Source organism: Paenibacillus baekrokdamisoli (assembly GCF_003945345.1).
Lineage (GTDB): Bacteria > Bacillota > Bacilli > Paenibacillales > Paenibacillaceae > Paenibacillus_Z > Paenibacillus_Z baekrokdamisoli.
The window spans coordinates 2726838-2740068 of the sequence record NZ_AP019308.1 but is presented as its reverse complement, the minus strand read 5'-3'; the positions used below and the strand labels follow the sequence as shown (position 1 = coordinate 2740068).

The window sequence follows — 13231 nt, the reverse complement described above, 5'->3', positions numbered from 1 at the left end:
GAGGTTAGAAAGACGCGGAAAACGAGCGTATGCTTTCGAGGTCGTTTTCCGCTTGCGGATGCTGCTAACGTTAGGATGACGCGAAAAACTTTGAGGAGTTGACACAGATGCAAGCGAGATTGTTACTTGAAGATGGCACGTTGTTCAAAGGCCTTGGCTTTGGCGCTGAAGGACAGTCGGCTGGTGAAGTCGTGTTTAATACTGGAATTACGGGCTACCAGGAGGTATTATCTGACCCTTCTTACTGTGGACAGATCGTAACCATGACCTACCCGCTTATCGGAAACTATGGGATTACGCGTGATGACTTCGAATCCATTAGCCCGTCCATTCAAGGGTTTGTCGTTCGTAGACATGAGCCGGTGCCTAGCAACTGGCGTGCTGAATATACACTTGACCGTTTGCTGAAGGAATATGGCATTATCGGAATCAGCGAGATCGATACTCGCATGTTAACTCGTATTCTTCGTCACCATGGTACGATGAAGGGGATTCTCACTACGGGCTCGGAGCGTATCGAAGAGCTTCAAGAACGTCTTGGAGCAACACCGCTTATGCGAGATCAAGTAGCTCGCACTTCCACCAAAAGCATTTTCTCAAGTCCTGGCGAAAAGGAACGAATTGTTTTGGTGGATTTCGGCGCGAAGAGCGGCATTCTGCGCGAGCTTACTAAACGCGGCTGTGATGTTGTCGTTGTGCCACAAGACACAACAGCAGAAGAAATTCGACGTTTGAAGCCGGATGGCATACAGCTGTCCAATGGCCCTGGGGATCCGAAGGATGTTCCTCACGCCGTTACGATGATTAAAGAGCTGCTTGGCGAATATCCAATCTTCGGCATCTGCCTTGGCCATCAATTATTCGCGCTAGCTTGCGGTGCTGATACCTCTAAGCTGAAGTTTGGTCACCGCGGTGGGAATCATCCGGTTAAAGAACTGGAAACCAACCGCTGTTACATTACTTCTCAAAACCATGGCTATACGGTTCTTGAGGAATCTGTAAAGGGTACGAAGCTTGCCGTTACACATATCAACAACAACGATCGGACTATCGAAGGCTTGAAGCATACCGAATACCCAGCTTTCTCGGTTCAATATCACCCTGAAGCTGCTCCAGGGCCTTACGATTCCAGCTATCTGTTTGATCAATTCCTAGAAATGATTCGTCAGCATAAGAGAAATCATCCACAGAAACCGCGTCAGGCTCAACTTGCGGAATCACTGAGAGGGGAGCTGCAGTATGCCCAGAAATAATGAACTAAAGAAAATACTCGTTATCGGGTCCGGTCCAATTGTCATCGGACAGGCGGCAGAGTTCGACTACGCCGGAACACAAGCTTGCCAAGCGCTTAGAGAAGAGGGTTATGAGGTAGTTCTCATCAACAGTAACCCGGCAACAATTATGACGGATACGAATATGGCAGATAAAGTGTACATCGAGCCAATCACGCTTGAATTTGTTACACAAATCATTCGTCAAGAGCGTCCGGATGGTTTGCTTCCGACGCTTGGCGGACAGACTGGCCTTAACATGGCGGTAGAACTAGCGCGTGCAGGCGTGCTCGAGCGCGAGAATGTGAAGCTGCTAGGAACACAGCTGACAGCGATTGAGAAAGCGGAGGATCGCGACTTGTTCCGCGACCTTATGCGTGAACTTGAGCAGCCAGTACCAGATAGCGTTATCGTCACCACTGTAGACGCAGCGGTTGATTTTGCAAATGAAATTGGTTACCCGATCATCGTTCGCCCTGCTTATACGCTTGGTGGAACGGGCGGCGGTATTTGTGTCAATGAAGTTGAACTTCTAGAGACAGTCGCATCCGGTATTCGTTACAGCCCGATCAGCCAATGCTTGATTGAGAAGTCGATTGCCGGCATGAAAGAAGTCGAGTATGAAGTTATGCGCGATTCGAATGATAGCTGTATCGTTGTTTGTAACATGGAGAACTTCGATCCGGTGGGCGTTCATACTGGCGATTCCATCGTTGTTGCACCGAGTCAGACGCTATCCGATCGTGAGTATCAAATGCTGCGCTCAGCATCACTGAAAATTATCCGTGCTCTGAACATCGAAGGCGGATGTAATGTTCAATTCGCGCTTGATCCATTCAGCTACCAATACTATGTTATCGAAGTGAATCCGCGTGTCAGCCGCTCGTCGGCACTTGCCTCCAAAGCTACGGGTTATCCGATTGCTAAGATGGCTGCCAAAATTGCAGTGGGCTACACATTAGATGAAATCGTCAACCCGGTAACAGGACAAACCTATGCATGCTTCGAGCCAACACTGGATTATATCGTTTCCAAAATTCCACGTTGGCCGTTTGATAAATTCCTTTCTGCTAACCGTAAGCTAGGAACACAAATGAAAGCGACCGGCGAAGTTATGGCCATCGGCCGTACGTTCGAGGAATCGATTCATAAAGCAGTTCGCTCCCTAGAAATTGGTGCTCACCGTATCCATCTGAAGGATGCAAGCGATCTAAATGATGAGATTCTTCGTTCGCGTCTGGAAAAGCCAGATGATGAGCGGATGTTCCTTGTGGCGGAAGCATTCCGTCGTGGCTACAAGCTTCAAGATATTCAGGATCTCACGAAAATCGATTGGTGGTTCCTTGATAAAATTGAAGGAATCATCCATTTTGAAGATGAGCTTCGCGCTGCTTCCGAATTGTCTGAAGAGCTTCTCTATGCTGCTAAGCGTAAAGGATTCTCTGACCGTTCGATCGCTGAAATCCGCAAAGAAGGCAATCACAAAACACTTATCGATGAGAATGAAATTCGCAGCTTGCGCAAAGAGCGCGGCTTGACACCGGTTTACAAAATGGTTGATACCTGTGCAGCAGAATTTGAAGCAACAACACCTTATTACTACTCGACTTATGAAGTTGAGAATGAAGTTCTTGAGACAACAAAAGAGAAGGTACTTGTTCTGGGCTCTGGTCCGATTCGTATCGGCCAAGGGATTGAATTCGATTACTCCACTGTTCATGCGGTATGGGCGATTCAGAAAGCTGGCTATGAAGCGGTTATCATTAATAACAATCCAGAAACCGTATCAACGGACTTTAGTACTTCGGATCGTCTATACTTCGAGCCGTTATTCTTCGAGGATGTTATGAACGTTATTGAGCAAGAGAATCCGATTGGCGTTATCGTTCAGTTCGGTGGACAAACTGCAATCAATCTTGCTGCACCATTGACAAAAGCAGGCGTTCGTATTCTCGGTTCAAGCCTTGAGAGTATTGACGAAGCGGAAGACCGGAAGAAATTTGAAGCCTTGCTCCGCAAGCTTGATATCCGTCAGCCGGAAGGCAAAACGGTTACAACAGTCGACGCTGCGGTCGAAACGGCACAAGGCCTTGGCTATCCGGTGCTTGTAAGACCCTCTTATGTTCTTGGTGGTCGTGCCATGGAGATTGTCTATTCCGATGAGGAACTGCTGACTTACATGGTTCAGGCGGTCAAAATTAATCCGGAACATCCGGTATTGATTGACCGCTACATGCTTGGCATAGAAGCTGAAGTCGATGCGATCTGCGATGGTGAGACGGTTCTTATACCAGGCATCATGGAGCATGTTGAGCGCGCAGGGGTACATTCCGGTGATTCGATTGCTGTCTATCCGCCGCAATCGTTGTCGGATAAATGGAAGCAGCAAATGATTGATATTACGATCAAAATCGCGAAGGCATTGAAGGTTGTTGGACTAGTTAACATCCAATTCGTTATCTTCCAAGATGAAGTCTACGTTATTGAAGTTAATCCGCGTTCATCGCGTACGGTTCCTTTCTTAAGTAAAGTTACGAATATTCCGATGGCTAACTTGGCGACACAAGCTATTCTTGGAACAAAGCTTGCCGATCTAGGTTATACAGAAGGTCTATGGCCAGAGGATGATATGGTATCGGTAAAAGTACCGGTATTCTCATTTGCGAAGCTGCGCCGAGTGGATCCTACTCTTACACCAGAGATGAAATCGACTGGTGAAGTCATGGGCCGTGACCACCAATATGCGAAAGCTCTATACAAAGGTTTAGTCGGTGCTGGTATGCGGATTCCGCCAACAGGCTCAATTATTGCTACGGTAGCGGACAAGGATAAACCAGAAGCGCTTGAAATATTGCGCGGTTTCTATGAGCTTGGTTATAACATTATTGCAACGGGCGGCACGGCTACCTCGCTTGAAGAGGCAGGTTTGCGTGTGAAACGCGTCAATAAGTTAAGCGAGGGCTCACCGAATATTCTGGATCTCATCCGTGATGGTCAAGCACATTTCGTTGTGAATACGTTGACCAAGGGCAAAACACCTGAACGTGATGGCTTCCGTATCCGTCGTGAAGCAGTTGAGAACGGCGTCGTATGTATGACATCGCTCGATACGGTGCGCGCTTTGCTTACCATGCTTGAAACGATAAACTTCTCCTCGCGCGCTATGCCGGTTCTGCTGAAGAAGTAACCTTATACTTTTCATTTAATGACCTAACTGGTCACGAAAGCCTGCCTACAAGCAGGCTTTCGCTATGCGATAACCATCTTGTACGGTAGTGTAGTCGCAATAAACTCAGCATAAGCTTCAGAAGTGAGTTTATTGCTAATCGAAGAAGTTATCCAAGTAGGTTATTGCAATAAACTCAGCTTAAGCTTCCGAAGTGAGTTTATTGCTAGTCGAGAAGTGTTCCATGTAGTCGCAATAAACTCTTTAGGAGGGTTCCCAATGATGAAACGGAATGAGATTGAAGCGGCTGGCCGCGTTATGGTGGCTCTTGATTACCCCGACGCTGCTGCTGCGGAAGCGCTGGTACGAAGCTTGGAAGGCATTCCATGTTATATGAAAGTAGGCATGCAGCTGTTTTATGCAGCGGGTCCTAGCTTCGTTGCAGGACTTAAGGAACGCGGCTATAAGGTGTTTCTTGACCTGAAGATGCATGATATTCCGAATACGGTCAAGGGTGGCTCGAACAGCGTTACAAAGCTTGGTGTCGATGTATTCAATGTTCATGCGGCCGGAGGCATTCAGATGATGGAGGCTGCCTTGGAGGGCGTTGAGGCAGCACTTTCTGGGGATAGCAGCTTGAAGCGACCTTTAGTGATTGCGGTCACTCAGCTAACAAGCACAAGTCAATCTGTACTAAACACTGAGATTGGCTTAAGCGGTTCAGTTGAGGAAGCTGTTGTTCGTTATGCCAAACTTGCTAAGCAAGCTGGTTTGGGTGGCGTTGTTGCTTCACCTCAGGAGGTACAGATCATTAAAGCAGCCTGTGGGAATGACTTTAAAACTATTACACCTGGCATAAGGCCAGCAGGTGCTGCACTTAATGATCAATCGCGCATTATGACGCCAAGTGAGGCGTTAAAGCAAGGAACGGATTACATGGTCATTGGACGTCCGCTTACAGCTGCAGCAGATCCGCGAGCAGCGCTAGAAGCCATTATTAAGGAGCTGGTTTAGTATGTCGACATCTAATTTGGAGCAACTTCCACGTGAAATCGCTAAAGGCTTACTCGAAATTAATGCGGTCGCTCTTCGACCTAACGATCCTTTCACATGGACTTCAGGGATGAAATCTCCCATCTATTGCGATAATCGTTTAACGATGTCGTATCCCGCTATTCGTGAGATGATTGCGGAAGGATTCGCGGCTATTATCCGCGATCGTTACCCCGATTGTGAGGCAGTAGCAGGTATCGCAACAGGCGGTATTCCGCATGCGGCATGGGTGGCGCAAAAGCTGAATCTGCCTATGCTGTATGTTCGTGATAAAGCCAAAGGACATGGTAAAACGAACCAAATTGAAGGGTTTTTCAAGTCAGGTCAAAAGGTTGTCCTGATCGAGGATCTTATCTCAACGGGCGGAAGCTCGCTGAAAGCTGCGCTAGCTGTCAGAGAAGCTGGCTGTGAGGTACAGGGCGTCGTAGCTATCTTCACCTACCAGTTCAAAATCGCTACAGATGCGTTTGCAGCGGAGAATGTGGAGCTGCAGACGCTTTCTAATTATTCATCGCTTATTGAGGTAGCCGCAGAGAATGGGACTGTGCAGACGAGTGATATCGCTGTTTTGCAAGCATGGCGTGAGAATCCACAAGCCTTTGGTCTATAAGCTAGGTATAGCAGGTAAAAGAGAGAAGCAGCACTTGGAGAGCTTTCCAAGTGCTGCTTTTTTTACTGTGTGAATGCTTCAATTTTAGCTCATGAGGTAATAAAGAATAATATCGCTACATAGACTAGCATATTCAACAAATAGAATCTATGAGTGACAATGATGGAGAATCTTTTATATACAGCCTAGATAGGAATCGAAAGGGAGTTTAAATGATAATAAAGCTTATTCCAACATATTCCAAAAAAAGTTCCAAACAAGTTCTTGTCAATCTGTGAATACGATGGTAGAATGTTACATTAATCGGAAGGGTTTCTAGGGTCGCTAAATTGCGAACCGAGCGAAATCGGCATAGGACAATACGTCTTGCAACACCGTAGGGATAAAAGACCTTCGGCAAGTTCCGCCTTCAAAGGCGGGTCTAGCCGAGGGTCTTTTATTCGTTACCAGAGCAGAGTGAAAGAGAAGGGGGAGCATCAGGATGATCGCACTGCAGACCAGGGACTTGTGTAAGAATTTTATCGTAAAAAGGAAGTCGGCAGGATTGTCAGGGAGCTTCAAATCCCTTTTGAGGCCGGAGTGGGAAGAGAAATTAGCGGTTCGGGATATTAACTTAACGGTGGAAGCTGGGGAGATGGTTGCTTTTCTCGGACCGAATGGGGCAGGCAAATCAACAACCATCAAGATGCTTACAGGCATCCTGCACCCGACCTCTGGAGAGGCAAAAGTTCTTGGTTACACCCCCTGGCTGGAGCGAACTAAGCTTGCCTATAAGATTGGAGCTGTATTCGGACAGAAATCTCAACTATGGTATCATCTGCCGCCGATTGATTCCTTTGATTTGATTAGCCGAATTTATGAGCTAAAACGTAACGACTATTTGACTAGAAGAGAGGATCTAATTGAGAGGTTTGAGCTCGGTCCCTACCTCCACACGCCAGTTCGTAAGCTTTCCCTTGGGGAGAGAATGAGATGTGAAATTGCGGCTTCTTTCTTGCACAGACCACGACTCTTGTTCCTAGATGAGCCGACAATTGGCCTCGATGTTGTTGTAAAGCAGCGAATTCGTGAGCTTATTCGCGAATTGAATCGTAATGATGGAACGACGGTGTTTTTAACTTCTCATGATGCAGGTGATATGGAGGAACTATGCAATCGTGCAGTTGTTATTCATCATGGAGGGATTTTGCTTGATACCCCGGTTGAAAGGTTAAGGCGAGAAGTGATGAACCGCAAAACATTAACGTTAACTCTACCTGAAGGCAATGCGGTCTTTGACCTGCCTCAAGTTGCGGGAATGGAAATTGCATCCGTGGAAGGAAGAAGAGTTAAGCTGACGGTTGACTTGAAGACAACGGGTATTGAGACTGTATTAAGTGCATTAATTGGCCGGCTTCGGTTTGATGATGTAACAGTCGAAGACCCACCAATGGAAGAAATCATTAAATATATATATGGCATGCAAAGGGGGATCGCTCCATGATAACGCCATTCATGAATTGGTCCGTAAAAGGGCTCAAAGTCGGGGCGATTTGGCGAATAACTTTGCGTCAGCAGCTTGCTTATAAGACAGATTTCATCGTTCGTGCATCTTTTCTACTCCTCATCCTCTTTGTATTCGTTCAGTTATGGTCAGCTGCTTATGAGGGCGATGCTACAAAAGTAATTGCAGGCTTAACATTAAAGCAAATCGTCTGGTATCTTGTTTTTACAGAAGCGCTAACAATGGCGGCGCCGCACATATGCATCCGGATTGAAGAAGAGGTGAAGAACGGTGATATTGCGGTGAGATTAATCAGGCCCTTGTCCTATGTCGGTTATCATTATGTTTCTTATATGTCGGAAGCGTACTTTCGTTTCCTCGTTCATTTAATTGTAGGAAGTGCAATTGCTTGGGTATTTGTTGGAGCACCTGCGTTCGGTTATGGGTGGATGGGACTCTTCATGTTGAGTCTTGGTGCGTTGACAATTGGCTTCCTGCTTAATGCCACTGTAGCGTTATGTGCTTTCTGGGTAGAAGAGACACGCGGGATGGAATTCGTCTTGCAAAAGCTGCAATTTACAGTTGGCGGCATGCTGCTGCCGTTAGACTTTATGCCGGATTGGCTGCAGCGTATCTGTGCATGGCTGCCCTTTCAAGCAGTACTTTACTTTCCTGCACGTACCGCAGTTAATTATGATCAAGCGCCTATTCTTCAGCAATTTCTCATTCAAGCGGTGTGGTTAGTTTTACTAAGCGCGGCAGTTATGATTATTTATAGGCGAGGAGTGGCGAAGCTTCATGTCAACGGTGGCTAGAGGTAATAAACGCAAAGCTGGGCATTCAGCCTTGGGAACGATCCAGTTTCTTCTGACATGCTGGAAGGTTAATTTGGCTTCGATTATGGAATACAGAATTAGCTTTTTGCTCATGGCGGGGATGATGTTTATCAACAACTTCATGTGGTTATTTTTCTGGAGTTTATTCTTCCATCGTTTTTCAATCGTCAATAATTGGGAGCTTCATGATGTGATGATGCTGTGGGCAATTGGGGCAGGAGGCTTTGGCTGGGCTAATGTCTTGTTCGGAAACTTCCATCGAATTGCAACCATTGTCGCAGGTGGACAGCTAGACGTATATTTGTCTCAGCCCAAGCCAGTGCTGCTAAACGTGATGGCTAGTCGTATGTCGCTTACTGCTGTTGGAGATTTCATTTTTGGTTTGGTCGTTTATGCATGGGTTGGGGATCATTCGTTAACGGGGGCCTTATTATTCATCCTTAGTCTTCTCATAAGTGGAGCCTTATTTATGGCTATTATGATTATTGCTGGCTGTTGCGCCTTCTTTATCGGTAACGCAGAAGGTATTTCACAGCAGATTTTTAATGGCTTCCTTGCGCTTACCACCTATCCAACGGATATATTCAGGGGAATTGCCCGACTCTTGTTATTTACAGTGGTTCCAGCAGGCTTTATAAGCTACTTGCCCATTGGACTTTTGAAGGATTTTGATCTTTTATTCGCCCTGGGAGCAATAGGATTTACTGGTCTTTTGGGATTTATTGGCGTACTTCTCTTCCATGCAGGCTTGCGACGATATACTTCTGGGAATACCCTAGCTATGCGCAGTTAGCCCCTCTTCTAGAGGCTTTTTCAAAATATAAGAAAGTATAAGCGTCCTCTATACTTTGCTTATATTTCAGAGGGAAGAAACTTGCTTCACCGCCAAGGACGGCGTAAGCCGTTTCTTCTTGTATGATTTTATAAAGTCAGTCAGGAGAAGTTTAAAAAAATACATAATAGCTGCTCACCCTACTTTTTTTTGATTTTTCTTACGATATATAGGAGATGGTGACCTCTGTGTTACTACCTAAAATCGACGTCAAAAGGATGATGAGTATGTTGAAGAAAAAGCGTTCCCTGACTCTTCGTACAAAACTAATTTTATTAATTGCTTTTCCTATCACACTCTATTTGGGGTCGACGTTCTATTGGATGTTTGTCTATGATTCGGCAATAAACACGATGTCAAAATCGTTGTTCTTAACGACGAATCAAGTGAATACCCTCGTCCTTAATGCAGATCGCGATCTGTATCAATCCTTAACCGCATTCCAATCACTCAAGGATAAGTCGCTCGATGAGCAAACCAAGAAGAAGCTAAAAGCAGAAATGAGCGATAATGCGAAGCAAGCAACAGACAGAATCGAACAAGCTGTTGCAATTGTTAAAGCAAATGGACTGCAGCAATTATCGAAGAAGGATGACAACCAAACTATTCTTATGATTGTCGATAAATTCCATGAGACATTTCCTCAATGGCTTGCTCTCGCAAATAAATCTATAACGGATGGCAGTCCAATTTTCTATGACCCTAAACTAAACGCAGAATTTGAGAATGCTCGAGGCGGAATTAATGTCATTGGAGAAATTCTGGATGAGCACGCAAATAATGAAGTAGAGAGAATCAAAAAAGAGGCGTCAACGTTTCAAGAATCCAGCCTATTTGGCGTTGCTGGTTGTTCATTGCTCATGGTCATCATCGGATATTTCATCATCCGTAACCTCTCAAGAGCGGCAAAATATGTCCTGCAATTGACGAATTCCGTCTCACAAGGCGATTTAAGAGAGCAACCATTCCGGAAACATGGCAATGATGAATTCGGTATGATAAGCCAAGCTCTCGAAACAATGATAAAGAACTTAAGGAACCTAATCGTTACGATTTCAGAGCATGCCCAGCAGGTCAGTGGAGCATCCGAGCAGATGAATACGACCTCCCAGCAGTCAGCCATTTCGGCTGCACAAGTATCGGAGGAGATTAATCAAGTGAACGAGTGTATGGAGATTCAGTCTCGTGCAGCTGAGGAAACGGCTCGCGCCATTGAAGAGATGGCGGTCGGGATAGGGCGGATTGCAGAGAATACCTCTTCCATTTCGGATTCTTCCTTGCGAACATCACATGATTCGGAGCACGGTCAGACCCAGCTGGATCAGCTTAGTACCCAACTGGCGGGAATTAGAAACATGATGGGTCAATTGTCGGGAATTGTGAACCAGCTTCATGAGCGCTCGAATGAAATTGGCTCCATTGCGGCTAATATAACGAATTTCTCGAATCAAACGAACATCCTGTCATTGAATGCTTCAATTGAAGCAGCGCGAGCGGGTGAACATGGACGAGGTTTTGCTGTTGTAGCTGCAGAAATTCGGAAATTAGCGACGCAATCTCTTGAATCTGCGGATGTCATCAATCAATTAGTAATCTCTACGAGAAATGATATGTCTGACGCATCTAACGTCATGGCTGCTACTTTGGGGGAAGTTGCTCAAGGTGGAGAAATGATGACTCAAGTCAACGAAAGCTTCACACAGATTCGTCAATCCATCCAGAATATCGCAGGCCAAATCCACGATAATTCTGCGATTACAGAGCAGATGTCTGCTAGCTCAGAGGAGGTTAGTGCAACGATGGAGCAATCCGCGGATACTGCCAAAAAGAGTCTGATCAACACACAAAGTGTCGCAGGAGCAACGAAAGAGCAGTTGATATTAATGGAGGATATTGCTAAATCCGCTGAGCATTTGCATACGATTGTGGAGGGGTTAGATAAGTCGGTAGCTACATTTAAAATTTAATTCTATATGGAGGCATCTGTAAATTGATCGGAATAACTATCCGATTCGAGGAATAGATGCCTCTTTATCAAATATTTAACTTTTACTGGCTGTTTTCCGTAACTTTTTGCTACTGAGCTCCGTCTATACGTTATATAGAAGATTAAAGTTTTCTAATGGGAAAGGGGGCCTCGGATACGAGTATGACATGGTGGAGACGCAATCGAGAGGTTGCAGCAGCTGTCGAAGACCCAATCAGCACTGAATCAAAGGTTTTGGATGAGATGATTGTGGAAGAGAAGATAGACCGACATCCCCTATTAACGGTGGAATCGGTTGAACGGACCTTCCAGGTTGGAGGACAACCGCTGCACGTACTGAAAGGAATAAACATGGAACTTCTGCCGCGTCAGCTTGTTATGCTGCGTGGGCGTTCGGGTTCTGGGAAGACAACGCTGCTAAATATGATAGGCGGTCTCGATCAGCCAACGAAGGGGCATATCTTTTTTCAGGATTTGCCGTTCCATACGATGAGTGATGATGACCGTACATTGGTTCGTCGTAAGAAAATGGGTTTTATTTTTCAAGCATTCGCACTAATGCCGCTCTTATCCGCCTATGAGAATGTTGAGCTTTCTCTTCGTATGGCAGGCATACCTGGGAGTGAATGGAAGTCTCGCGTTGAGCATTGCTTGGAGCTAGTCGGATTGTCCAAACGGATGCATCATCGTCCTTTCGAGCTATCAGGTGGTGAACAGCAGCGTGTCGCAATTGCAAAGTCAATCGCCCATAGACCGCGTCTTCTTCTTGCAGATGAACCGACTGCAGAGCTGGATTCACAAATGTCAGCCCAGATTATGTCTGTTTTTCAAGATATTATTCGCACCGAGCAGGTTACAATTTGTATGACAACGCACGATCCCACGATTTTGGAGGTTGCCGATCATGTTTACGAAATGGTTGACGGAAAATTCATTTAAGAAAGCTGCAGCAGTCGTATTAGGAACGACGCTAGTATTCTCAAGCGGCTGTTCCTTACTGCCCAGCGAGAACAAGGAGGAGGTTCTGCCGGTCATCGCACCGCCGCAAATCTCAAAGAAGCCCGAATATGAGGTGACGACAACAACGCTGGAATCAAAAACGAGCAGCATTGGAAAGATTATCTCTCTTCAGGAACAGACATTATACTTTACCCTCGACGGTAAACGCCTCAAAGAATTAAACGTAAAAGCCGGTCAAAAGGTAACAGCTGGCCAAATCATAGGGTCACTTGACGTAGATGATATGAAGAAGCAGCTTCGCAGTGACAAGCTGTCTTTTCAAACGGATGAAATCAATATGAAAGACACACTGCGTAAAAAGGATGAGATGGATCCCGTTACGTTTGAGCTCGCCAAAATTAATTTTGAAGAGAAACGCCAGAAGTTGGTAGATTCGCAGACTGAAATTGATAAGGCGATACTGAAAGCACCATTCACAGGAACCATTGAATCGTTAAATGTAATGAAGGGTGATCTCATCAAAGCATACGATGTAATCTGTATCGTTGCAGATACCTCGCAGTTAACTGCTGGAGCGAAGATGACAGCGGATGACTTGAAGGGAATATCGGTAGGTATGCCAGTCGTAGTCGATATTAATAATGCAGGTTCGATCAAAGGGAAAGTCAAACAGCTGCCGGTAATTAAGCCGGACGATCAGAATGGCAATGGTAATGGCAACGGAAATAATCCTGGCGGTGCACCGCAGCGAATGGAGCGTCCAGAGGACTATCTAATTGTACAACTCGATAAATTACCGGCCGCTGCCACGAGAGGCACACCATTGTCCATTAACATCATTACACAGCGCAAAGAAAATGTAATCGTTATTCCACCTTCCACACTTCGGACTATTGGCTCTCGTACATATGTGCAGGTTGTGGATAGCGATGGCAGTAAACGCGAGGTCGATGTTCAAGTAGGACAACAGACGTCCACAGAAATAGAAATCCTTAAAGGATTGACACCTGGACAGAAAGTTGTAGGTCGATAA

At 45.8% G+C, this 13231-nt stretch carries 10 protein-coding genes; all 10 read left to right on the top strand.

Going from position 1 to position 13231, the window contains the following annotated elements:
- Positions 1-107: 107 nt before the first annotated feature.
- The gene (locus EKN16_RS12420) at positions 108-1253 is read left to right on the top strand and encodes a carbamoyl phosphate synthase small subunit (protein WP_125657283.1); all 1146 of its coding nucleotides are present in this window, start codon (positions 108-110) and stop codon (positions 1251-1253) included.
- Positions 1240-4458, top strand: coding sequence for a carbamoyl-phosphate synthase large subunit (gene carB, locus EKN16_RS12415; RefSeq protein WP_125657280.1), 3219 nt, complete (start codon positions 1240-1242; stop codon positions 4456-4458). Before EKN16_RS12420 ends, carB begins: the two co-directional genes overlap by 14 nt.
- A 258-nt stretch (positions 4459-4716) precedes the next feature.
- Entirely contained in the window at positions 4717-5451 is a 735-nt protein-coding gene (gene pyrF / locus EKN16_RS12410) for an orotidine-5'-phosphate decarboxylase (RefSeq protein WP_125657277.1), read from the top strand.
- A gap of 1 nt (position 5452) precedes the next feature.
- The gene (gene pyrE, locus EKN16_RS12405; RefSeq protein WP_125657274.1) at positions 5453-6100 is read left to right on the top strand and encodes an orotate phosphoribosyltransferase; all 648 of its coding nucleotides are present in this window, start codon (positions 5453-5455) and stop codon (positions 6098-6100) included.
- 481 nt (positions 6101-6581) lie between these two features.
- A complete protein-coding gene (locus tag EKN16_RS12400) occupies positions 6582-7583 on the top strand; it encodes an ABC transporter ATP-binding protein (RefSeq protein ID WP_125657271.1) in 1002 nt (333 codons plus the stop codon).
- Positions 7580-8398, top strand: a complete 819-nt coding sequence (locus EKN16_RS12395) for an ABC transporter permease (protein WP_232016384.1) — start codon at positions 7580-7582, stop codon at positions 8396-8398. Before EKN16_RS12400 ends, EKN16_RS12395 begins: the two co-directional genes overlap by 4 nt.
- Positions 8382-9212: an ABC transporter permease gene (locus EKN16_RS12390; RefSeq protein ID WP_125657268.1), complete on the top strand. Its 831-nt coding sequence runs from the start codon at positions 8382-8384 to the stop codon at positions 9210-9212. The genes EKN16_RS12395 and EKN16_RS12390 overlap by 17 nt, the downstream gene beginning before the upstream one ends.
- A gap of 266 nt (positions 9213-9478) precedes the next feature.
- Positions 9479-11218 (top strand): methyl-accepting chemotaxis protein, encoded by a 1740-nt coding sequence (locus EKN16_RS12385; protein ID WP_164522775.1) that lies wholly within the window; start codon positions 9479-9481, stop codon positions 11216-11218.
- Positions 11219-11481: 263 nt separating this feature from the next.
- Positions 11482-12177, top strand: coding sequence for an ABC transporter ATP-binding protein (locus EKN16_RS12380; protein WP_232016527.1), 696 nt, complete (start codon positions 11482-11484; stop codon positions 12175-12177).
- On the top strand, positions 12143-13231 hold the full coding sequence (locus tag EKN16_RS12375) for an efflux RND transporter periplasmic adaptor subunit (protein ID WP_125657258.1): 1089 nt from the start codon (positions 12143-12145) through the stop codon (positions 13229-13231). Before EKN16_RS12380 ends, EKN16_RS12375 begins: the two co-directional genes overlap by 35 nt.

What these genes read in the sequence shown, in the direction of transcription:
- EKN16_RS12420 (WP_125657283.1), top strand. Translation starts at nt 108, where the DNA reads ATGCAAGCGAGATTGTTACTTGAAGATGGCACGTTGTTCAAAGGCCTT.
- carB (WP_125657280.1), top strand. Translation starts at nt 1,240, where the DNA reads ATGCCCAGAAATAATGAACTAAAGAAAATACTCGTTATCGGGTCCGGT.
- pyrF (WP_125657277.1), top strand. Translation starts at nt 4,717, where the DNA reads ATGATGAAACGGAATGAGATTGAAGCGGCTGGCCGCGTTATGGTGGCT.
- pyrE (WP_125657274.1), top strand. Translation starts at nt 5,453, where the DNA reads ATGTCGACATCTAATTTGGAGCAACTTCCACGTGAAATCGCTAAAGGC.
- EKN16_RS12400 (WP_125657271.1), top strand. Translation starts at nt 6,582, where the DNA reads ATGATCGCACTGCAGACCAGGGACTTGTGTAAGAATTTTATCGTAAAA.
- EKN16_RS12395 (WP_232016384.1), top strand. Translation starts at nt 7,580, where the DNA reads ATGATAACGCCATTCATGAATTGGTCCGTAAAAGGGCTCAAAGTCGGG.
- EKN16_RS12390 (WP_125657268.1), top strand. Translation starts at nt 8,382, where the DNA reads ATGTCAACGGTGGCTAGAGGTAATAAACGCAAAGCTGGGCATTCAGCC.
- EKN16_RS12385 (WP_164522775.1), top strand. Translation starts at nt 9,479, where the DNA reads ATGTTGAAGAAAAAGCGTTCCCTGACTCTTCGTACAAAACTAATTTTA.
- EKN16_RS12380 (WP_232016527.1), top strand. Translation starts at nt 11,482, where the DNA reads ATGATTGTGGAAGAGAAGATAGACCGACATCCCCTATTAACGGTGGAA.
- EKN16_RS12375 (WP_125657258.1), top strand. Translation starts at nt 12,143, where the DNA reads ATGTTTACGAAATGGTTGACGGAAAATTCATTTAAGAAAGCTGCAGCA.